14 protein-coding genes are annotated in these 21,099 nt (G+C 70.1%); 7 read left to right on the top strand and 7 right to left on the bottom strand.

Going from position 1 to position 21,099, the window contains the following annotated elements; genetic code table 11:
- Window positions 1-140: 140 nt before the first annotated feature.
- Complete coding sequence (gene tpg, locus ABTY61_RS23240) at window positions 141-722, bottom strand: telomere-protecting terminal protein Tpg (RefSeq protein WP_350506957.1); 582 nt, start codon at window positions 720-722, stop codon at window positions 141-143.
- 107 nt (window positions 723-829) lie between these two features.
- Entirely contained in the window at window positions 830-1,144 is a 315-nt protein-coding gene (locus ABTY61_RS23235; RefSeq protein ID WP_350506956.1) for a hypothetical protein, read from the bottom strand.
- A 1,432-nt stretch (window positions 1,145-2,576) separates the two neighbouring features.
- Between ABTY61_RS23235 and ABTY61_RS23230 the strand changes: the two genes are divergently transcribed.
- Genes ABTY61_RS23230 through ABTY61_RS23215 form a run of 4 tightly spaced genes read left to right on the top strand, consistent with a single transcriptional unit; the run spans window position 2,577 to window position 12,025 of the window.
- On the top strand, window positions 2,577-4,088 hold the full coding sequence (locus tag ABTY61_RS23230; protein WP_350506955.1) for a DUF2397 family protein: 1,512 nt from the start codon (window positions 2,577-2,579) through the stop codon (window positions 4,086-4,088).
- Window positions 4,088-5,398 (top strand): DUF2398 family protein, encoded by a 1,311-nt coding sequence (locus tag ABTY61_RS23225; protein WP_350506960.1) that lies wholly within the window; start codon window positions 4,088-4,090, stop codon window positions 5,396-5,398. The genes ABTY61_RS23230 and ABTY61_RS23225 overlap by 1 nt, the downstream gene beginning before the upstream one ends.
- Window positions 5,398-10,764 (top strand): SbcC/MukB-like Walker B domain-containing protein, encoded by a 5,367-nt coding sequence (locus ABTY61_RS23220; protein ID WP_350506954.1) that lies wholly within the window; start codon window positions 5,398-5,400, stop codon window positions 10,762-10,764. Before ABTY61_RS23225 ends, ABTY61_RS23220 begins: the two co-directional genes overlap by 1 nt.
- Window positions 10,757-12,025 carry a DUF2399 domain-containing protein gene (locus ABTY61_RS23215; protein ID WP_350506953.1) on the top strand — a complete coding sequence of 423 codons (1,269 nt, stop codon included), beginning with the start codon at window positions 10,757-10,759 and terminating at the stop codon, window positions 12,023-12,025. The genes ABTY61_RS23220 and ABTY61_RS23215 overlap by 8 nt, the downstream gene beginning before the upstream one ends.
- A 165-nt stretch (window positions 12,026-12,190) precedes the next feature.
- Here the strand turns inward: ABTY61_RS23215 and ABTY61_RS23210 are convergent, their stop codons facing one another.
- Together ABTY61_RS23210 and ABTY61_RS23205 are read right to left on the bottom strand one after the other, a co-directional pair.
- Window positions 12,191-13,423, bottom strand: a complete 1,233-nt coding sequence (locus ABTY61_RS23210; RefSeq protein WP_350506952.1) for a hypothetical protein — start codon at window positions 13,421-13,423, stop codon at window positions 12,191-12,193.
- The gene (locus tag ABTY61_RS23205; RefSeq protein ID WP_350506951.1) at window positions 13,420-14,571 is read right to left on the bottom strand and encodes a HesA/MoeB/ThiF family protein; all 1,152 of its coding nucleotides are present in this window, start codon (window positions 14,569-14,571) and stop codon (window positions 13,420-13,422) included. The genes ABTY61_RS23210 and ABTY61_RS23205 overlap by 4 nt, the downstream gene beginning before the upstream one ends.
- Window positions 14,572-14,886: 315 nt before the next feature.
- On the opposite strand from ABTY61_RS23205, the gene ABTY61_RS23200 reads away from it, so the two are divergent.
- Complete coding sequence (locus ABTY61_RS23200) at window positions 14,887-16,197, top strand: M14 family zinc carboxypeptidase (protein WP_350506950.1); 1,311 nt, start codon at window positions 14,887-14,889, stop codon at window positions 16,195-16,197.
- A gap of 363 nt (window positions 16,198-16,560) precedes the next feature.
- Window positions 16,561-17,304 (top strand): M48 family metalloprotease, encoded by a 744-nt coding sequence (locus ABTY61_RS23195; RefSeq protein WP_350506949.1) that lies wholly within the window; start codon window positions 16,561-16,563, stop codon window positions 17,302-17,304.
- 56 nt (window positions 17,305-17,360) lie between these two features.
- On the opposite strand, the gene ABTY61_RS23190 is transcribed toward ABTY61_RS23195, so the two are convergent.
- Window positions 17,361-17,690 (bottom strand): hypothetical protein, encoded by a 330-nt coding sequence (locus tag ABTY61_RS23190; protein WP_350506948.1) that lies wholly within the window; start codon window positions 17,688-17,690, stop codon window positions 17,361-17,363.
- 48 nt (window positions 17,691-17,738) lie between these two features.
- Between ABTY61_RS23190 and ABTY61_RS23185 the strand changes: the two genes are divergently transcribed.
- On the top strand, window positions 17,739-18,827 hold the full coding sequence (locus ABTY61_RS23185; protein WP_350506947.1) for an IS630 family transposase: 1,089 nt from the start codon (window positions 17,739-17,741) through the stop codon (window positions 18,825-18,827).
- A gap of 14 nt (window positions 18,828-18,841) precedes the next feature.
- Here ABTY61_RS23185 and ABTY61_RS23180 read toward each other — a convergent pair whose 3' ends face one another.
- Together ABTY61_RS23180 and ABTY61_RS23175 are read right to left on the bottom strand one after the other, a co-directional pair.
- Window positions 18,842-19,381 carry a 2'-5' RNA ligase family protein gene (locus ABTY61_RS23180; RefSeq protein ID WP_350506946.1) on the bottom strand — a complete coding sequence of 180 codons (540 nt, stop codon included), beginning with the start codon at window positions 19,379-19,381 and terminating at the stop codon, window positions 18,842-18,844.
- A 975-nt stretch (window positions 19,382-20,356) separates the two neighbouring features.
- On the bottom strand, window positions 20,357-21,085 hold the full coding sequence (locus tag ABTY61_RS23175; RefSeq protein WP_350506945.1) for a phytanoyl-CoA dioxygenase family protein: 729 nt from the start codon (window positions 21,083-21,085) through the stop codon (window positions 20,357-20,359).
- Window positions 21,086-21,099: the final 14 nt, after the last annotated feature.

The raw sequence follows: 21,099 nt of genomic DNA, 5'->3' as shown, positions 1-21,099 counted from the left end.
GGGTCGGGGTCGCGGTCATCACGGCTGTCGGGGGGGCGGGGGGGTGGCTGGTGGTGGGGGGGGGGGGGCGGGCGGGGGGGCCCCCCCCCCCCCCCCCCCCCCCCACAACCCGACCGCCTCCGGCGGGCGCGGGGCTCGCATCAGACCTCGACGTCCATCCAGGCGACGTCGTTGAGCTCGACGTCGAGACCGCGGGCGCGGCGGCCGCCGTCCTTGAAGTACTCATCGCGCAGGGCCTCGGCGAGGATCTTCTCCTGCTCCTCCTGGCTCTCGCCGGCGTCGCGGGCGGCGTAGAGGCGCTGGGCGACGGAGCCGGGCATCTTGTGGGTGATGATGCGCGGGCGGGGGTCGTCGGTGGAGCCGGCCGCCGACTTGAAGCCGAAGGTGCCGCTGAGGGTCAGCATGAAGCCGTTCTGCTCGGCGTCACGGCGCACCCGCTGCTTCACCCGCGGCTGCCACGCGGAGCGGACCGCCTGTTCGACCTTCGCGGCGTTGGCCTTGGTCATGGGGATGTCGCCGGTCACCTCGCCGGCGGCGAGGGCGGTCAGGGCGTGGGCCCAGCGCTGGGCGGTGCGCACCAAGACGCCAGCTACCTGGGCGAGGCGCTTGGTGTCGTTCTTGGAGACCTTCTCCCACAGGAACTTGACCCGGGTGTTCAGGTGGACCGGGATGGGGCGGGTGCGCTCGGCGCGTTCCAGGCCCTCGTCGATCTCCCGGCTCATGGGGCATCAGGTCCTTCCTGCCGTCCCGGCCGGGACGGCATCGTCGTTCAGGTGGTGGTCGTGGCGGGCGGCCCGCCGCTCGGGTGCCGGCGGGCCGCGCGGGGGAACTACTCGTCGGCGGACACCTGGCCGCCGGGCTTCATGTGCCGGGCCGGGTTCGTGTCGTCGGCGATGAGCTCGGTGATCTCGGCCATCGGCCGGGAGCCCTCGAACTTCACCATCCCCGGGCTCACTCCGAGGCGCAGCGAGGTGGTGAGGGTGCCGTCGGGCTTGGTGAGGATGTCGAGTGCGCCGGGGCCGGGTGAGGCGAAGACGGCGCAGTCGGAGAGGACGGCGATGGCGTGCAGGCCGGTGTCGGCGGCCATGCGGCGGAGTTTGCGGTGGAGGTTGACGGTGGCGGTGTCGATGATCAGGGCGCGCATGAGCGGGTCCCAGGTCGGGCGTTGCAGGGCGGCCCAGCGTTCTGGCGACGGCGCGCAGGGCGCCGTCGGCGAGCATCGGAGTGCCGGTGCCCAGACACCAGCGCAGTGAATCGGCTGCGTCTTCGGGGGCGCTCAGCCGGACGGTGGCGTCGCCGAGCGCGACGTACACCATGGTGGCCTTGAAGGGGCGCTGCGCGAGATCCCGGAGCAGGCCGAGGGCGGGCCGGTGGCCGCACGTTCCGAGGGCCATAACGATCTGGTACTGCGACTTGCCGACCCGGCCGCGGGCCCGGCGCTGATGGAGGCCCTCCAGCGGGAAATTCGTGACGCCCGCACATGGGAGACCGGCCCCGGCCAGGTCGACCGGGTCACCGGCCCCGGCCAGGTCGATGACCGCGCTCTGTTCCGCGTTGGCCAGCACCCCGGGCCGTGGAGCCCATGTCGGAGCGGGGCAGGCCGAGCACCTGCCCGGCCGCCTCCAGCCCGGCCGTGCCCTCCAGCCGCCAGCTCTTGTGCCGGTCCCGGGTGTTGCCGTCGGAGGCGACCAGGCCGTGCAGCGCGAGATCGCCCAGCGCGGTGTAGCGGACGCGGTCAGCGCCTCGATGTCGGCGATGACCGCCAGTACGGCCGCCGTTTCTGCGAGCAGATCGCGGACCGCCCCGCTGCCTGCGTCGACCCATTCCGCCATCGCCAGGTCGGCGGCGATCCGGTCATCCTCCTGCGCCTGGCGGGCATACTCCTCCAGGGCGACAACCTGAGCCTCGACCCCGCCGACGACCCGGTCGAGCACCTTGCTGTCGACGTGCAGGAGGCCGCCGCCTGGGCGGCGGCCTCCCTGCGGCCCGGCGGACCGGTCTCAGACTGGTGAGGCGTACGTCACATTGCAGTCGCCGTCGGGACGAGTCGCGCATGGCGTAGCGCTCAATCGCCCGAGCGGTGGCGAGGCAGTTCAGCGGCCTGCTGATGCCCATGAGTGACCAACGCCTCATGTATCACGGCTGCCTTGCTCTCCGTAACCTCCCACAGCAAGTTCTGTGGACCGCTTTGCCGTCAGTCCGTCGACGTAAATCAATATCTGACGAATGATCTGGCCGATGTCGCCTCAGTAATCGATGGCGCGACTAGACATCAGGTAGGCCAAAAAGGATTCACTTCTCAGATGCCGGACAACTGCGGGATTTACACTAACCGGCGATTTTGATCTTGGCGTTCGATGACAGGAAAGATCCTTATCGGCGGCGCAGCCGCCTCCCTGGACATGAGCGGCCCCGTTCCATTCGATGGAGATTGTCAGCGCCCGTCTTTACGGTGCTCCATGTCGTTGTGTGGGCAGCCACGGAATGGGGTTCTGCCGTACCCATTTCCGGTTGGATGTCCGGCTCGACCATCGGGATACACGGGAGATATGAGCGTGGAAGGAAGGAGGGCCTGGATGGATGGCGTGTGGTGGCGCATGCTCGATACGGACCTTTTCGGTGTCTTCGCCGACAAGGACGACGAGCGGCGCGAGCTGTCGGCTGCAGTGCTCGGAGCTTTGTTGTTGGCAAGCAGCCGGGGGCCGATGTGGACACTGTCCGACATTCGCGTTCTGCTGGTGGAGGTTGGATACGGCGGTCCGGTCGGCAATGAGGTGCTGTCGGACGTGGTCGAGCGGCTGACGGACACCGGGTATGTGACTCGCTTCCGGGACTACAGCGCTCCGGTGGGAAGCTACGCGGAAGGTGCTCGTCGGCGTGAGGCGTGGTCGCTCACCCGGGAGGGTCGGGTGATGGTCGCGGCTGTGCGGGATGCGGTGGGCCGCCTGGATCGGACGCTGCAGCTGCCGCCCCGGCTGCTCGATGCGGTGGAGCAGACGCTGCGCGGGCTGCTGCACCACTATCGCGAGGACGCGGGGATGCTGGCTCCTGCCCTCGAAGGGCACATTCATGCGCACCTGGAGCAGTTGCAGGAAGCCGGCGGTGACTTCTACAGCGCGGTGGGGGCGCTGGCCCAGAACGACGTCAGCGACGATGGGGTGTTCGCGACCAGCCGCCGGCACATCCTGCTGGCTCTGCAGCACTTCGCGCGCCGTACCGAGCACTCGCTGGGCCGGGTACGTTCGGCCTTCGACGAGCTCGAAGCAGTGGGCCTCGACGTCTTGGCACGGCAGGCGCTGCCCGACGCGGGTGTGCTGGAGCCTGCGGCGCAGGACCGCTGGGTCGAGGAGAAGGTGCGTGAACTGCGTGATTTGAAGGCGTGGTTCGCTCCGAGGGGGTCGATCGAGCGGCTGGTGGCTGCCGCTGCGGATGCCATTCACGCCCTGCTTGGTGCCATCGACCGCCGCTACTACGCGACGACTCGAGGCAGTGATGTGGGCGCGGACTTCCGGCAGATCGCGCGGATGCTGCACGCCCAGCCCACCGTGGCCGATGCCTACCAGGTGTTCGCCGCCGCGTTCGGGATGTGGCCTGCCCGGCATCCGCTCGCGCCGGGTGAGGAGGACGTCGCGGTGTACGACCGCGCGCAGGACGGCGGGTGTCACGAGGTGAAGGTGGTCCTGCGCCGTACGCAGCGGGGAGCGCACGCGACGGGGGCGCCGCGCAGGATTCCCGATCTGGACCAGGAGCGGCAGCGGGGCGAGGAGGAGAACGACGCCGAGCTGGAGCTTCTGGAGATCATCGCTCGCGGCCTGGTCACCCCCGGCCCCGTGCAGTTGTCCTTCTTCGGGGGCCTGGACGCCGACTACACCGCCGTGTTGATCGGGCTGCTGGAGGAGGCGTTGAACGGGTTCGACGACTCGGTGGGCTGTGGGTCGACCTCCACGGTGGGGGCGAGCCTGACGCTGTGGCCTGGCGAGGTGGGGCGGGTGGTGACGGTGGAGTTCGAGGACGGCACGTTGACGGCACCCGATGTCCTCATCGAGATCCGCCTGCTGGAGGGCGGCGTGGAAGGGATGGCCGCGTGATGGCCGCAGGCTCTGTTTCGATGTCACGCGGGGCAGGCGTCGGGCTGGAGCCCGAGGCCGGGCTGGTGGTGGCGCGGATGCTGCGACAGCAGATCCACTGCGTGGAGGCGGACCCGGAGACGTTCCGCTTGGCCGTGAACTACCAGCGGGAGGTTGCCGCCTGGTTCGACCGCACGGCTGGCTGGCGTTTCGAGGTCTACCGGTCGGAGGGGGTGTGCCGGCTGTACAAGCGGCGCAACGATCCGCCTGGCGACCGCGCCCCTGTGGTCCAGCGCAGCAAGTCCTCCACCGCGGCCTCCCCACTGGTGCTGGTCCTGGCGAGCCTGGTGTGCGAGCAGCTGTGGCGCGGTACACAGGCCACGTTCAACGACCTGCAGCGCGCCGTGGTCCAGGCGTGCGGGACGGAAGCTGATGCGGGTCGGCTGCCGCGCTTTCGGCCGGCTGCCGCCGCTGGGGAAAAGCTGGCGACCGCGGCTTCGCACCGGCTGGCGTTCATCGATGCTCTTCGGCTCCTGGAGTCATGGCATGTCATCGCCTCGGATGTGGCGCTGGATCTTCTGGAGCATGATCAGGGGCTGGACATGGTCATCACGGCGCGCCGCGAACGCCTGGCCCTGTTGATCGCGTCCGTCGCGCCGTCGCTGCTGGACATCGACCTCGATGCGCCACACACGCATGTCGACGCGCTGTGTGCGGACCAGCGGGAGCTGCCCGAGGACGCACCAGCGAAGGCGCACGAGAGGCGCCGTCGGCATCTGGCGATGCGGGCAGTGCTGGATGACCCCGGCCTGACGCCGGACCCCGACACGGAGGTGGGGCGGTACCTGTCCTCCTACACGGGGCGCGAGCGTGCTCTGGACGCGGCTGCGGTGGCCGGGCTGGCGTGCACCGTGCGCCGGGACTGGTGGACTGTGGCCGACCCGCAGGGGCACACCACCGACCTGACGTTCCCTCACGGCCGCACTCTCGAGCAGCAGGGTGCGCTGCTGCTGTTGGATGTCCTGGCCGGGCGGGACGATCCGATGGGGTGGTTCGGCATCGAGTGGGCGTGCGCCGAGCTGCGCAGGGTCCTGGCCGAGCGCCCGTGGTGGGCCCGCAGGTACCAGGGCATCAACGGCGATCGCTCGTTGGCCGCGGCGGCGATCGGACAGCTGCTGTCCGCCGGCATTGTGGCCGCCGATCCGCCGCCGGGCTCGGGCTGGCGGCCCACGCCTGCCCTCCATTTGTGGCAGGTCCACATTTCCCACGCCGCGAACGCGGTCCAGGACACGGCTGGTGCCGACGGCGCCGCTGAACAGGAGAATCAGTGATGACTGAGCAGCACCGTACGCTTGAGAGCCTGGCCCGCCGCACGGGCAGGAAGACCGTCGTGGTCGATCCGCACCCCGCTGCGGTGGGCCGGTGGCAGCCGACCCGGGCCGGGGCGGTGAACTCCTGGCAGTGGAGCGAGGAGCAGTTCCTCTACAGCTCCGGATGGCTCGCCCTGGTGGGGATGAACGGCTCCGGTAAGTCCTTGACCAGCGGGGTCCTGTGCCCAACGTTCATCGACGGCGAGATCAGCTCCAAGAGCCTGTCGGCCTCGGGCGAGGCGGCCGGCACCCTCACCTCCATCCACACCCAGGGCCGCTCCGGCCCGGCGAAGACCGGCGCCTGGTGGCAGGAGTACGGCCGCACCGATCCCGGTCCCGACGGCCGCAACTGCACCCAGTGGCTGACCGCCGGGCTGTGGCTGAAGACCGGCGGCGGCGAGCGCGCCAGTCTGGAGCGGGCTTGGTTCCTGGTCCCCGCGCGCGTGGACGCCGGTCTGACGCTGGCGCGCGAGGGGATGCCAGTGGATATCGAGGATCTTGCGGCTCAGCTCGCCGAGTACGGCGGCCTGCTGTTCACCTCGAACAACCGCCTGGAGAACGCGTGCAAGGACCACGCCGCCGTCGTGCGCGGGGAGGATGAGTATCCCGAAGCGGTCCGCACGGCCATGTACCAGCCGCTGGACGCCTCGCAGATCGAAGCGCTCGGGTCGGTCCTGCGAGCGCTGCGCAGCGTCCAGGCCAACGACAAGGTCAGCCCCGGCTCGATGCGGGCCACGCTCACCTCCGCGCTGCCTTCGCTTGACGCGGCGCGGGTGCAGAGCCTCGCGGACGCGCTGGCCAAGACGGAGCAGTTGCAGAACCGCCTTCGGGACGCCCGCCGGGAGCAGGAGGTTCTCAACAGCATCCGCAAGTTCTACCGGCGCTACGTCGCCGCGGCAGCCGCCAGCGCCTCCGTCGGGTTGCGCGACGATCACGCGCGGCACGGCGAACTGGTCGCCGCCGAAGCGGCCCTGAAGGAGCGGAGGGCGCAGCAGGAGGAGGGCCTGCAGGCGGCTGGTGAAGCGATACGCGATGGCGAGCAGCAGCTTGTTCTGCTCGCTCGGACCATCAAGTCGCTGGAGAGCCGGGTTCATGGACACCCGGGCGCGAACCTGGACGAGCTTGCCGTTTTGGCACAGCAGCATGAGGAGCGGGCAAGCCGGAGCGTTGAGGAGGCCCAGGTCGGGGCCGAGGCGCAACAGCAGGCTGGGGCGGTGAGCGTTGCCGCCTCGGGTGAGGCCGAGAGCGCCGTCGGGCAGCTGGGGACGCTGACGCGCCAGCTCGGCCAGTCGGCGGGCGAGGTGGGTGGCGGTGCCTTCCACGCTTCGCTTGACGAGGTGGCCGGGCGGCTCGCGCAGACGCGCGACGAAGCGCCGGCCGCTGAACTGGAGCGGGAGGCTCGGGCTGCTCGTGAGCAGGCCGGTATCTGGCTGGACGCTCAGGCGACGGCCGGCGAAGAGGTGAGTGCGGCCATCAGCCATCTCGCCGCGAAGCTCGATGCCCAGGCGGCGGCCCAGGAGCGCCACGATGCCGCTCAGCGTAAGTCAGAGGCGGCCGTTGAGTGGGCGCAGGGCCGGGCGGATGAGGCGGAGCAGGCAGAGGATGCCGCACGTCAGGCGCTGCAAGGGTTCGCCGCTCGTCTGGTACGTCTGTCGGCTCCGCCGCACGAGCTCGTGGGTGGCGCCGTGCTGGACCCGCAGGCCATCAGTACCTGGCTCGAGGACGCGTCGGCCCAGGCGCTGGCCGACTTGGACCTGACCGGCGTGCAGGCGCACGCCCGTGCGCTGGCCGACGGGGCTGCATCGGCCGCTGCGTGGGCCGAGGTCGCGCAGATCACCAGTGGCGAAGCCGGAGGGCGGCTTGCCGGTCAGGCGGATGAACTTGCCCAGCACGCTGACGGCTTGGCACAGGCCCCCGAGGCTGTTACGGGCCTGGTCGAGAGGTCGCGCGTTGTCGCCGACTTCGCCGCCGCCCCTGTTACTGCTGGGATGGAGTCGGCGCCCGTTGTCCGGGAAGAAGCCCTGTGTGAGCTGGCCGAGGCTGCCCGCAGCGAACTCGGCCAGCGGCGAGAGCTGCTGCACGCGGCCTCCAAGGCACTCGACGCTTCGGCCGTCGCTGCCCACGACTGCGCGCGCCTGGAGACCGAGGCCGCCGACGCACAGAGTGTCGCGGAGCAGGCGCGGCGCCAGGCCGACGAGACGAGCGCCAAGTCGCTCGAGGCTGGGCTGACGTGGGCGGTCGGGGTCCGGGAGTGGGCCGACTCCCTGACTGTCCTCGAGCGCGATCGCCTGCGGCTGCCTGCTGTGAACGGCCGACCGGTGCCGCCGGATGCACAGAACCTGCGCGACGATGCGGCCACCGTATACCAGCTCGCATCCACGCGGATCACTGCCGATCTGACCGGTGCCCGCATGGAGCTTTCGGCGTGCGAGGACCGTCTGGCCGACCTGGACGATGCGATTGCCGAAGCCAAGCGCAGCGAGGCCCGCCCGGGCCAGCCTGCCTGGCGGCCCTCGCGGGCAAACCGAGCTGGCGCACCGCTGTGGGCACTGGTCGACTTCGCCGGGCATCTGCCGGAGGAGGAAGCCGGTCGTCTCGAGGGTGCGCTGCTCACGGCGGGGCTCCTGGACGCCTGGGTGTCACCGGGTGGTGAGCTGTCAGCAGGCGATGTCTGCCTGGTCGCGGCCACCGTGTCCGATGGCTCCTCGCTTGCCGACCTGCTGGTGCCTGATGCGCACGGGCCGCTGCCTGCGGAGCTCGTCCAGCAGGTGCTGGCCGGTATCCGGGTGGTGGAGCACGGCGAGCAGCCCGCGGCCGGGCAGGCCGCCTTCGCCAAGGACGGCACCTTCCACCTTGGCCCGTTGATTGCCCAGAGTCCCAAGGGCTGGATCCCGCGCTACATCGGTGCCTCCGCCCGTGAGCGCATGCGTCAGCTCCGGCTCACCGAGCTGCGCGAGCAGCGCGCGGAAGCGGCCGACGCCCTCGACGCTGCCGAGGACCGCGTCGAGGCGCTCGCCACCCAGCTGGCCGCCGCCGAATCAGAGCAGACCTCCTACCCTGACCCGGGCGCCTGGCTTCGGCTGGAGACGGCGGCGACGGCCATCGCTGGCGACGCCGAGCGGCACGAGAGGGCGGCGCAGCAGGCCGTCCACGCCGCCGAGATCGCGGCAGGCAAGGCCGTGCAGGCACAGCGTGCTGCCACCGTGGCGTGCGACAACGCCTTCGTCGATGCGACCAGCGAGGCCGTGCGGGCTGCGCAGGAGCGGTGCGCCGACCTTCCCGGTTTGGTCGCAGCATGCCTGGAGGCCGCTCGAACGGCCATCGCCTGTGCGATGGCCATGCACCGCGCCGCGGCCCAGGCCAGAAGCGTGAAGGCCGCGCACGCCGAGGCCGAAGCCGCATGGCAGGCCGCCCGCCGAGCCGCGGAGGAAATCAAGAAGGACCGCTTCAGCCTCCCGGCCGAACTCGCCGACGTGCTGCCAACGCGGGCCGGCGCCGATGAGGCGCAGCGTTCGGCCGCCGTAGCCGCCGGTGCCCTGATCGAAGCGGAACAGGACCTCGGGCGGCACAGCACGCTCGTTCGCGAGGCCACCAGCGCCCTGCACCACAAGGCGCGCATGCCGCACGGCAGCCTGCCACTCGAGGAAGAGGCCCTGCGCGGCTACCGGTCGGCGGTGCGCAATCTCCAGGGCCTGCTGGGCGAGTGGGCGGCTGCGGCCACGCGCGCCTATTTCGCTCTTGCCACTGCGGCCACGCGCCGCGCCGCAACCGTTGAGGCACAGCGCCACGCCGACGCTCTGCGCGGCCGCGCAGAGGCAGACACCGCCGCCGCCGCCACGGCCCGCCACCACTACAACGAGGAACTGCGCCAGCACGACCGGTCCTATCGGGACCTTCAGACCGAACTGGACCAGCGTCGCGACGAGGAGGTGCAGCTGCGCGGGCTTCTGACGGGCCACCGGCAGCAGGAGAGGGCGGAGGAGGTGGGCCTCGCCCTCGCCGTCCAGGAGCTGACCGCCAACGCGCAGGCGCTTCACAGTGCTTCACGGTCGGTCGGCACGGCGGTGGCGATCCTCCAGGACCTGTTCGACCAGGGTCTCGTCGACGAACTCGCCGAAGGAGAACTCCTCAGCCGTCCCGAGGACGCGCCCGAGGGTATCCATGTAGCCCGGCTGATCCTCGAGCAGCGGGGCCTGTCGGCCGAGCTGAGGGCAGAACAGGCGCGCCTGGAGGAGCAGTCGGCCCGCGGTGCCTTGGAGGGGCGTGTCCGTAAGGCCCTTGAGCAGCTGCTGCGGATCCGGCGGCATGTGACCACCGAGGAGGCTCCCGGCACCGGCTGGCGGCGGATCGTGGTCACCGAGCACGGCCACGACCTCGAAACCGGAACCTCCTCCCTCGGAGCCAAGACACTCCGCCAGGCCCTGGACGAACTCGAGAGCACCATCGCATCGCTGGAGGCGGACTTCAACGACCAGGTCCAGAGCGAGGTCAAGGGCGTGGTCTTCTCCGAGCTGCGCAAGGACATCAACGTCCGGATCCACACCGCGGAGCAGATCGTCAACGACATCCGCACCACACTCAAAGACGTACGCACCGGCGTGGCCCGGGTCGGCGTGAAGCTGGACTGGATACCCAAGACCGACGACCCCGTGGCTCTCAAGGCCCTGTCGCTGATCCGTGACGCCAACCACGAGAGCAACTTCGACCAGATGTACGACTTCTTCGTCGAGCAGCTGAAGAACGAGGAGAGCAACCACCCCACCTGGGCCAAGCGCGTCGAGCACGTCTTCGACTACCGTAACTGGTACACGTGGGAGATCTCCGTCACCCACCGCTCGTTCTCCGAGCACCCGAACAGCGACGACGAGGTGTTCAAGGCCGTCACCCCGCGCCGCAACCCCCTCGCGAAACTGTCGGCGGGTGAGCAGCGGCTGGCCACCATGCTTCCCCTTCTCGCCGCAGCGCACGCCTTTTACTCCACGGCCGGCTACGAGGGCCCGCGAGCGGTCTTCATCGATGAACTCAACGCCGCGTTCGATGCCCCGAACCTGCGCATGCTGCTCAAGCTCCTGCGCGTCTGGGACTTCGACGCCATCGTCACCCTGCCCGCGATGCAGCCGCTCCTGGTCGCCGAGACCGGGGCCGTGGGCATCCACCGCATCCACCAGAAGAGCGACACCATGCGCTACACCATCCCGAGCGTCTGGACCGGACGAGGCACACCGCAAACCGCCCGTATCCGTGTCGGCCAGCCCGCGACCGACACCGTCGCGCCCGAGTGCGGCACTGTCATCTCCATGACTTCCCCTGAGGCATCCGATGTCTGATCTCACCGATCCCGACATCCGCCCGCTCTGGGAGGCCATCGCCGCCCGCCTGGCGCGCGGGGACGGGCCAGCCTCGATCAAGAACGTCACCGCCGCACTCTCCCGAACCGGCCAGGCGATGGTCTCCGGCTGGCTCGCCCGCAGCCGGCGTGCCGGCAGCCGGGCAACCCCGCTGCGGGAAGTCCGAGGCGGCTTCGCCGTCCCCGTCCCCCGCCTGCTGGAGGCCCTCGGCTACACACCCGGCGACCTACGCGGCCTGGTCGAGGCCGCCGGGGTAGAGGTCCCGGATACCGCGGGCGTCCGCCGGGCCACCGAGCAGATGCGCACGGACATCAACCGCTACGCCGAACTCGCTCTCCCCGATACGCCGTCGCTGACGGCCCGCCTGTGCTACGGCATCAGCGTCGACACCATCGCCGAACGGCACCGCCTCATCGACGCACTGGCCCGGGCCCGCGCGCTGCTGCCACTGCCAAGGCCCGTGACGCTCGCCCGGCTCGCCCACCACTGCGCCGGCGACCCCCACTACTTCGACCTCAACGACAACGGGCATGGAGACAAGCTGCTGCTCCTGGCGCGGGACCTCCTGCAGGCCGAACAGCCAGACACACCGGCCGCTGACCGCGCGCTGCTGGCGCGGCTCGGCATGGCCGCCGACCGTCTCTCCCAGACCGTCCTCGTCCTAGGCGTCGGCGCCACCGGCGACGGGCCGACCGACCGCGCCCTCAACCTCGCCCGGGCGGACGACCGCCCGCACCACCTCACACTCCACGACCTGACCGCCCACCCGCCAGCCCTGGATCCCAGCCGGGCCTGGCTGGTCGTGGAGAACCCCTCCGTCGTCGACGAGGCCCTCATGCGCCAGTTCGACCGGCCGATCGTCTGCACCTCCGGCACTCTGACCGCCGTCGACCACACTCTGCTCGGCCTCGCCCGCAACTGCGGCGTACCGCTGGAGTACTCGGGCGACCTCGATCCCGCCGGCCACGCCATAGCCGCCGCCGTACGGACGCGGTACCAGGCCACCATCAAGTACATGGGCGAAGCCACAGCACCCGAATCGACTGATGGCATGGCTACACCAGAGGGGCCGAGCCCGGACACGACCGTGATCTTCCAGGAGCACCCGGCGCTCCTCGACCTGCTACTCGGCCCCTGTCGAACTGACCCGCTGGCGCAGGTGGTGCTGCGTGGTGATGCTGCCAGGTTTGGACAGCGGCTTCGACTTGGTCCCATAGGCGCAGGGGTCCGCGTTGGGTGACGGTCCACCCGCCATGGGCGTTGGGGTGGTGCGGGTGTGGGAGCCGGTGGCGAAGTCGATGAGGATCCCAGCCTTGACAGCGCGATCATGCTGAAGGAGACCGACCGCAACGACCGAACCTACGAGCCCGGGCGGGCTGGTGCACGACGTCCAGTGGCTGACCGGTCAGTCACCTCGACGGATCCTGCGTCGGTGACGCACGTACTGCCATTTGGTCCTCGCCCAGAGGGCTTGGGAGCCACCGAGAATGATCAGTACGGTCGCAGCATCCAGGCGTTCGACCAGGGAGTGGTCTGGGCCGACCCGGTGTGCGGCACGGACGAGGAGAGCCAGGTCTGCGGGCGCCGTGACCGACGCCAGGGCGGCGAGGCACAGTACCGTGCCTGCCACAAGAACGGCGGCATAGAGCTGTACGACGCGGCGCTGGGCCGCGGGCAGGTCCGAGGTCCGGTCCGGCGGCGCGCTGCGATGCAGGGGGATGACCCGGTGGGCGAGGTAGCGGGCGTAGGCGAGGCCGTCGCCGTACAGGTCCGCAGTCTCGGTGAGGTCTTGGAGGACGAAGTAGACGTCAGTGCGCATGAAGATCAAGAACTGCCATGCGAGCGGTAGCAGTGACAGGAGGGCCAGGAGCTGCAGAGCCGGGCGCAGGGAGGACCAGGGCCCGGCGGCGGCAAGGAGGCAGAGACAGGCCACCGCGAGGTTGACGGCCATGCCGGACAGGTAGGCGGTGAGCCGGTGGCGGCGGGGCGCGAGTTCGATGCCGCTCATGTCGGTCTGGGCCACGAGGAACTGCAGGCGGGTGCCGAGTTCGACTCTGGCCGGCACTCCGCTGGCGCGGGCCGTGACGAGGTGAGCAAGCTCGTGCAGGAACACCAGCGGCCAGCCGACGCCGAACCCGACGAGGAGTACCAGGCTGCCGTGCGGGCTCCACAGCAAGCTGTGGTACCCGGGCATCAGGCTGGGGTCGTGGGCAACCGCGACGACCGTCGTGATGGCGAGGATGCCAACGGCCCACGGCAGGAGCGGACTGAGCGACCACGCGGCGCGCCTCGGAGTGATCCAGGCAAATGCTGGGCGTCGGGGCGCAGGGCCTGGCACGTCGACGTCGTCGACGCTTGCGACGAAGCCGAGATTCGTCAGGTCGGTGACGAAGTCGGCGACGTCGTCGGTGTCGACCTCCTCGCCCGTCTCGTGAGCGACTCGTCGAGCGGTCTCGGCCACCGTGAGGTGCTGGCGGAGGTGCCCGATGATGTGCGCTCCCACCGGGGGCAGCTCCACCACCTCACCGGTGGCGAGACGGCCGACGATCACGGCATCGCCGTGGGGACGGCTCTGAAGGTCATGCAGGCCCACCCGGCTGGAGCCGGTGATCGGCGGCAGTGAAGGCAGACCACTCACCTGTCGTCACCGTCGGACGACTGCGGCACGGACTCCGTACTGGTGCCGCAGGCCGGGCAGTCGGGCAGTCGGCCGGAGTGCAGCAGCACCGGGTCGTGCAGGGCTCCCAGGTTGATGCCGAACATGGTGCCCGGCTCCGTCGGTGGGGCACCGGTCAGCAGCGAGAGGGCGGCATGGGCCACCAGGAGGCCGGACAGCCCTGCGGTGACCGCGGTCACCGGATTCCAAGGCCTGCGCGGCGAGGCGACCGCCGGGTCCTCCCCGGGGGACAGCCCGAGTTCGCGGCGCCGGATCTCCGCAGTGCGTATGCACTCCCAGCAGCCCCCCGTTCCGGGCACGTGGACACCGGCCGTCGCGACCGGCCCGCGGTAGCCGCCGTCAACCCAGGCCGTTCCGGTGCGCAGGCACACTTCGTTGGCCCACCGGCGGATCTCCGGCGGGTTGTCGGCGCACATCAGCAACAGGTCGTACGGGCCGGCTCCGGCACGGAGCAGGTCCGCGATGTCCTCGGGGCCCTCCACCAGGCGCCGCTCGCAGGTGACTTCGACATCGGAGTTCAGGGATGCGAGGTCCGCCGCCGCAACCTCCGCCTTGTACCTGCCGATATCCCTCTCCCGGTACAGCGGCTGCCGGTTGAGATTCGACAGGCTGACGGTGTCCGGGTCGACGCAGTGCAGGTGCCCGATCCCGGAGGCGACCAGAGCCTGCGCCGCATAGCCACCCGTACCGCCCAGTCCCACCAACAGCACCCGCGCCTGGCACAGTTGCTCCTGCATCTGCCAGGCGCTGGGCCGGGGACTGCGGTCGAGCCAGCGCAGCAGCGGCACACCCCGGCTGTAGCGCTCCATCTGCCGAGCAGAGAGATCCGGGTCCGGAGCGGCACCGTCATCGACATGGCCGGCCTCGTACAGGTCCGTTACGGCCTGGGTGACGTCGGCTCGTGTGATCTGCGGGTGCGACGTACTCACGAGGTCGGCCAGCTCGGGCACCGAACGCGTGCCGTCCATGGCATCCACCAGCGTCCACACCCAGCCCTCTGGGTCCTCGATTTCCACCCCGATCCCGTAGACGACACTCCCCAGTCGAACTGTCCCGTCCTGCGCCTGATATCCGGAATGCTCCGGCTTGACTCGTGGACGCCCCAGCATGGAAACCCCCGTTCCCCTCAAATCGCTTGACGTCCACGAATCACATATGACGTACTGACATTCAGTCAACCGTGCACTCACGGCTGATTCTCTTCGAACCCAAGATTGGGGGGACGGCATGAAGATCGTGATCCGGCCGCTCGACAAGAAGAAGACCACCGCGGTGAGCGGCCCCAGCGGGGGCTGACCAGCAAGCCGGGACGGGCGTAGCTAGCGCGTCCGTCCCGGTCGGGGGCGGTCGTCGGCACAGGCCGACGTCCGCCCCCTTCGCATGAACGCCCACCAGAGAGCAGGCGCATAGCTATGGGGAGGACCATGTTCACCGACGCCTCGACCGCCGCGGGCAAGGCAGTGCTCGACGACCGCTACCCCGCGTTGCACGACCTCGCCGACGCGGCTCACCAGTTCGCCGCCCGCCACCCGAACATGTGCCGAGTGCGCACCCTCGGCACGTCGCGGGGTGGCCGTCCCCTGCTGCTGCTGACCATCGGCCACGCTACGGAGCACGTGCTGGTGGTCTCCGGAGCGCACGCAGACGAGTTTTCCGGCCGCGCGACCGTGCTGGAACTCGCCCACCGGATCCTCGCCCAGCCGGCCCTGCACACCGTCACCTGGAACTTTCTGCTCTGCCTCGACCCGGACGGCGCCTTCATCGCCGAGGACAGCCGCCATGCCCGCACCCTGAAGCAGTACTTCGCCACGTTCTACCGCCCCGCCGCCGAGGAGCAGCCGGAATGGGCTCCGGCCATCGGCGCTGATCTGCCCGAGAGCCGCATTCTCCTCGACCTGATCGATGAACTCCGCCCCCGCCTGCAGTTCTCCCTCCACAGCACGGACATCGGCGGCACCTTCGTTCAGGCCACCTGCCACCTGCCCGGCCTTGCCGAACCGTTCGCCAAGTCCGCCGCCGCTCTCGGCATCCCCGTCGACTCCGGTTCCTTCGACACCTTCTGGCTCCAGGAACCAGGCCCTGGGGTCTTCACGATGAACGCCGGCGAAATCGACCGGCAGGAGAGCACGACCGGAATGCTGACCGCATCAACCGGCGACGAGGATCCAGCCGCAGGTGTCCAGGCCACCAGCTGGTTCGTCCCTCAGCGCCACGGCGGCGACACCCTCATCATCGAAGTCCCGGTCTGGGCCTCCCGACCCAACAGCCAGGGCGCCGCAGACCCCCGCATCCACCTCGCCACCTGCTCAGACCACCTCCGAGACCGCGCACGCCAAATCACCACCCTGTTCGACACGGTTCGCCCTCACCTCGCGGACACACCCCTGCTCCGCGCCGCCCACACCCCCCTGACCGCCATGAGCCAGCTGGCCGACCAATGGGACCCCAACGGCGACGGCAAACGCCTCCTGCAGTCCGGCCTCATGACCCCAGCGCGCCTCGAAGGCATCGAACTGTGGGCACACCGCCTCCCCATCCGCACCGCCGCCCTGCTACGCCGCGCCCTTACGCCCGACAACGCCGACTCGGCCCAGCCGCTCGACATCCTGCTGCACGACTGGTGTGCTCGTTACGAGAAGCGCTTCGAGCCCACCTGGATCCCGGTTGCGCACCAGTCCGTCCATCAGGCCAACACCGTTCTGGCTGCTATGGAAGCGAGAATGCACGTCGCGTAGATCTGCCCGGGGCAGCACCCGAGGAGTTGTCCAACGGCCCGGACGGGAGTCATCGGCCGGACCTGATCTTCCAGCTCATCTCGAACCGCTCCGGAAGGGCCACCGTGGACTGACCACCACCGTTCCGGACATGCTGCGTCCTGTCTCGTTCAGCACGCGGCTTCGTGGCTTGGTAGGGGTGTCATCTTGAAGGGGTACGGAAGAGCGGAGTCGAGTGTGACTCAGGGGCTGCCCGGCCGGGTACGGACAACTATTCGTCGGGCTCCGTGGTGGTGGTTGCCGTTCGTGGTGGCGGCTGGGGGTGCCTTGTTGCGGGTTGCGGGCCCGTGGCGTGGCTGGGAGCCAGGGCTGTGGACCGTGCTGATGTCAGCGGTGGTGGTGGCGAGCCTGCAGTCGAACGCCGGGCGCGCAGCCATGGACACGGCGGTGTTGCTCGATGCTCCGCGATGGCGGGCTTTCGCCACGTCGGACAGCGACTTGGCGGGGATCCCCGCCGCCCGGCGCCGCAGCACCATGGACCTGGCTGCCAGGCGGGTGCGCGAGTTTGCGGAGCTGAGCGGTCTCGGCCATGTCAGCATCGGCATCCCGTACCCGTCTCCTTCGGGATACGAGGAGGCTTTCACGTTGCAGCACGGCCGTGAGCGCCATGTGTCGATCGGTATCGCCTGGCTGAACGAGGACGCCGAGCACCTGCCGCTCGTACTGGAACACGAGTTGGCCCATCTGCGGCGCGCGCACGGCCCCCAGAGACGAGTGCGTCGCTGCGTGGGTTCCGCGATCGTGGTGGCCGCAGGCTGGTTCATGCCGGTGCTGGGGGCGGCAGCGGCCACGGCCGCGGTCCTGTTCCTCGGAGCGGCTTGGAGTTGGGTGGAGGAGCTCGCCTGTGATCTCGAGGCGCGGCGGCGCTGCGGCGCGGCCGCCCAGGTGGCCAGATGGCGGGAGCAGGTGATCCGCGATCGCGGGGTTCCCCGGCTGCAGCGCTGGTGGATTGCTCTGGTCGGTTCCGGGTCCCACCCGCCCGTGTATCTGAGGCTGCTGCTCGGCGGTGTGCCGGCGTTTCAGGCCTTACGCGAGACCCGGAAGGAAGCGGGAGCACCGTTGCGCTGACGCTAGGTCAAGGTCGCCCTAGTGCTGCTCCGCGTTAGTTCGTGGAGGGGCGTTGGTTACGCTGGCTCGTCGCCGAGGTAGAGGTAGCAGGCGCAGTCCAGGCAGTCCTCTGGGCTGCCGAAGGGCAGGCCGGTGGGCAGGAAGTTGTCCTCGTACTTGTCTCGGCTGGCCAGGTACAGGGCGAAGCCCCAGGTGTGCAGTACGCCGGTGAAGCGCAGGCGGCACAGGGGAATCTGCTCGCCGTCCTTCAGTTCGCCGCTCACGTAGGCGAATCCGGTGCGGAAGCGGACCTCGACGCGGGCCAGTTGCGGCCAGCGGTCCTTCGCGCGGGCGTTCAGGCGAACGCGCAGGTGGTGCTGCATCGAGTCGGGTGGGTTCTTCGGCACGGCCCCCATCCTGCCCGGTTCGCAGGCGGGCCGCCGTGATCATCGATCATGGACGTACGCAGGCAGCTGGGCGGAGCGGTCGCGGCGGTTGCCGTGGCCTTGGACGAAGCCGCGCGCCGGGCACTGGAGCGGCTGGTCGCGTCAGCGAAGGCCCAGGTCCGTGAAGTCCTGCGGGCCCGGATCGTGCTCGCCGCCGCCGATGGCCTGGCCAACGCGGAGATAGCGCGCGAGCTGGACGTCGCTATCAACACGGTCCGCAAGTGGCGCGGGCGCTTCGCCGAGCACGGACCCCAGGGCCTGAAGGACGCCGGGCGCCCGGGCCGCCCCAAGGTCTACGACGACCGGGTCCGCGTGGCGATCGTGGCCGCCGCGACCAGCGCGCCGCCGCACCCGGCGGCGACCTGGAACCATCGGGCGATCGCCGAGCGGGTCGCGGGCACCGTCTTCGCGGCCGTCTCGCCCTCCCAAGTCGGGCGGATACTGGCGGACTTGGACCTGAAGCCGCACAAGGTCCGCGGCTGGCTCACTCGCCGAGACACCCCCGAGTTCTGGGCGCGCGCCGAACACATCTGCGAGCTCTATCGCAACCCGCCCCAGGGCGCGGTACTGCTGTCGATCGACGAGAAGACCGCGATAGCCGCCCGTTCCCGCAAGCACCCAGGCCGCCCCGCTACCCCGGGCCGGGCGGCCCGCCAGGAGTTCGAGTACGTCCGCCACGGCACCGCCTCCCTGGTCGCCGCCCTGGACGTGCGCACCGGCGAGGTCCTCACCGAGGTGATCGCCCGCAACAACGCGGTGACCTTCACCGCCTTCCTCGACCGCATCGACGCACTCGTCCCCGAAGGCACGGACGTCCACGTGGTGCTGGACAACGGCTCCTCGCACACCGCCAAGCACACCAAAGCCTGGTTCAAGGCCCATCCGCGCTGGACGGCGCACTTCACCCCGCCCCACGCCTCCTGGCTCAACCAGATCGAACTGGTCTTCTCCGCCCTGACCCGCAGCGTCCTGCGACACGGCGACTTCACCAGCCGCGACGACCTCATCGACAAGCTGGACAGCTACGTCATCAACCGCAACGAGACCGCGAAGCCCTTCCGCTGGACCTACGACGGCACCCCGCTCAAAGCGGCATGACCAACTCCGGCCCATCAGCCCCGCAGGGCGAACTCTGCACGTTCGTGCCACGTAGTGCCGTCGTACACCAGCAAGTGGACGGAGCCAACGCGCGCCGTGACGGGCAGCCGGCCCGAGAGATCCGCTTCGATCTCATCGAACACACTCGACTCCTCGCCGTACGCCACCGTCAGGTGAGGAACGATGTCGGCGAACCGGCCCTGAAACGGCGGCGCCTCCGGCCACCGGTCGGCCACAGCCAAGGTGAGCGCCCGTAGCCGATCCTCCTGCACCGGGGCGAGATAGAGCACACCGGGAAAGCGCCCGCAGCCCTCGAACCCAACGTCAAAGGCACCATGCGCACCGAAGAGTTCACCGAGTTCGCCGAGAACCTGACCGCTGATGCGATCGTGATGCAGGAAGGGATAGAGCACGGTCACGTGCGCCGGAATCCCGACGGCCGCAGAAGAGTCGAACTGCTCACGCCATCCGCCCACGACTGGCTCGGCTTCAGGCACCTTGATGATCAGCGCTGTCTCGCCCGCTCGATACCCGCCCGCACCGTCCTCCGCCATGGACGACATGATGCCACCCAATAGATCTCCGCTTCGAGGTCACACCCTCCACGAACTTCTGCGGGGCAGCACTAGGCGGTCCGGGACACGATGTCACCGGGAACACGCGTCGACCGTCTGCCGGACGGCACGGATCAGGTTCAGCACCGCCGAGGGCAGCGCGGGTCGCCTGATGCACGAGGGCGTTCTGGGCACCGACGAGGATCACGGGCCGGCGGTCGTGGTCGCCTCCGAAGTCGAGCGTTTCTCAACGCGGCGGGTGAGGGCACGTGGTGAGGCGCCCGCGCCTGCCGATCGGCCCGGCGCTGACCACCCGGCTGCTGGCCCATGGTCTCCATGTCTGCGGGGCGTCACCTGCAGGTCGCCCACCTTCGCCCCACCCCGTGGAGTGACCGGTCGCGCTTCGACGCCCTGGACGTCCTCACCGCCGTCTACCTGGTCACCGACACCGAGGGCCGACTGCGCTGGCTCGGCCAGGCAATCCGCGCCGACGGCCTCACCGGGCGCCTGAACGACCACGACGCTGCCCCCACCAAACGGGTGGTGTTCACCGCCGTCCGAGTACTGCACCTCGTCCCGACCACACCCCGCCCGACGCCCTCAACGCCATCGAGGGCCGCTGCGCCGACGTGCTCGGCACCCGCAGCAGCACGCGACCGCTACACCGGACACCCTCCACGGACTGGCTGTCGCTGGTCGCGTAGATCCTGCAGCAGCCGGGGCGGGCACCTCCTCTGCCGCGAGAACGGCCAGGCGCAGTGCGAGTCCTCGCGGCATTCGTGGCATTGGACGACCGAGGACCAGCACACGGCGGTCTGCAGGAACCGGCGGCGCGCAGGGCGCTACCCTCCATGGCCCACGCGCGGCGGTCGGCCGAGGTCATCCCGTGTCCGGCTCGGGGGCTGTCGCGCTCCATTCCCACACCTCCCGGAAGCGGCTGTCAGCCCCATGCCTGAGGCTGACAGCCGACTCGTATCAGCTCGGGCGGTCGTTGCCGCGGTACAGGCGCTCTCCCGTGACGACGATCTGCCGGTCGGGGTCGGGGTGGGCGTCGAGTTCGTCGACGCTGCGGTAGCCGAGGACGACGCTGGTTCGGGTCGACGTGCCGGTGTTCGGTCCGACGGTGTGGAACACGGTGGCGTCGAAGAGCAGCGCGCCGCCGGCGGGGACCGGGACGGGGACGGCCTGGTCCCCGAGGTCGGCGAGTTCGGGGTGTTCGTCCAGCCAGGTGCCGCCGCCGTCGGGCTGTGGGACGCCGACGTAGGGGGCTCGGTGGGAGCCGGGGATGATCCAGGTGCAGCCGGTGTCGACGGTGGCGTCTTCGAGGTACACCAGCGCGGTGAGCAGGCCGCGGGTGGGCTGGAGGATGTCGCGGTGCAGCCGCACGTCCTGGGAGCCCGGGGTGCTCAGGGAGCCCTGGTTGTGGCGGTTGAGGACGTAGACGACGTTGGGGCCCAGCAGCGCGGTGAGCGGGCCGGTGAGGGCGGGGTGGGCGACGAGGCGGTGCATCAGGCCGGGGTCGTGCTGGTAGAGGCGGTAGGCCTTGGCCTGCCCGGCGGGCAGGTGGGCGGCGCGGGCGCGGACCAGGGCGGCGACGTCGTCGAGGAGGTCGCGGGGCAGGCCGGGGTCGGGCAGGCGCAGGTAGCCCTGGTCGCGGAAGTGGCGGGCCTGCTGCTCGGTCAGCGCCTGGGTGGTGGTGGGCATGGTGCTGGTCTCCT

Source organism: Kitasatospora sp. NPDC096128 (assembly GCF_040303105.1).
Taxonomy (GTDB): domain Bacteria; phylum Actinomycetota; class Actinomycetes; order Streptomycetales; family Streptomycetaceae; genus Kitasatospora.
This window is presented reverse-complemented; position numbering and strand designations above follow the sequence as displayed.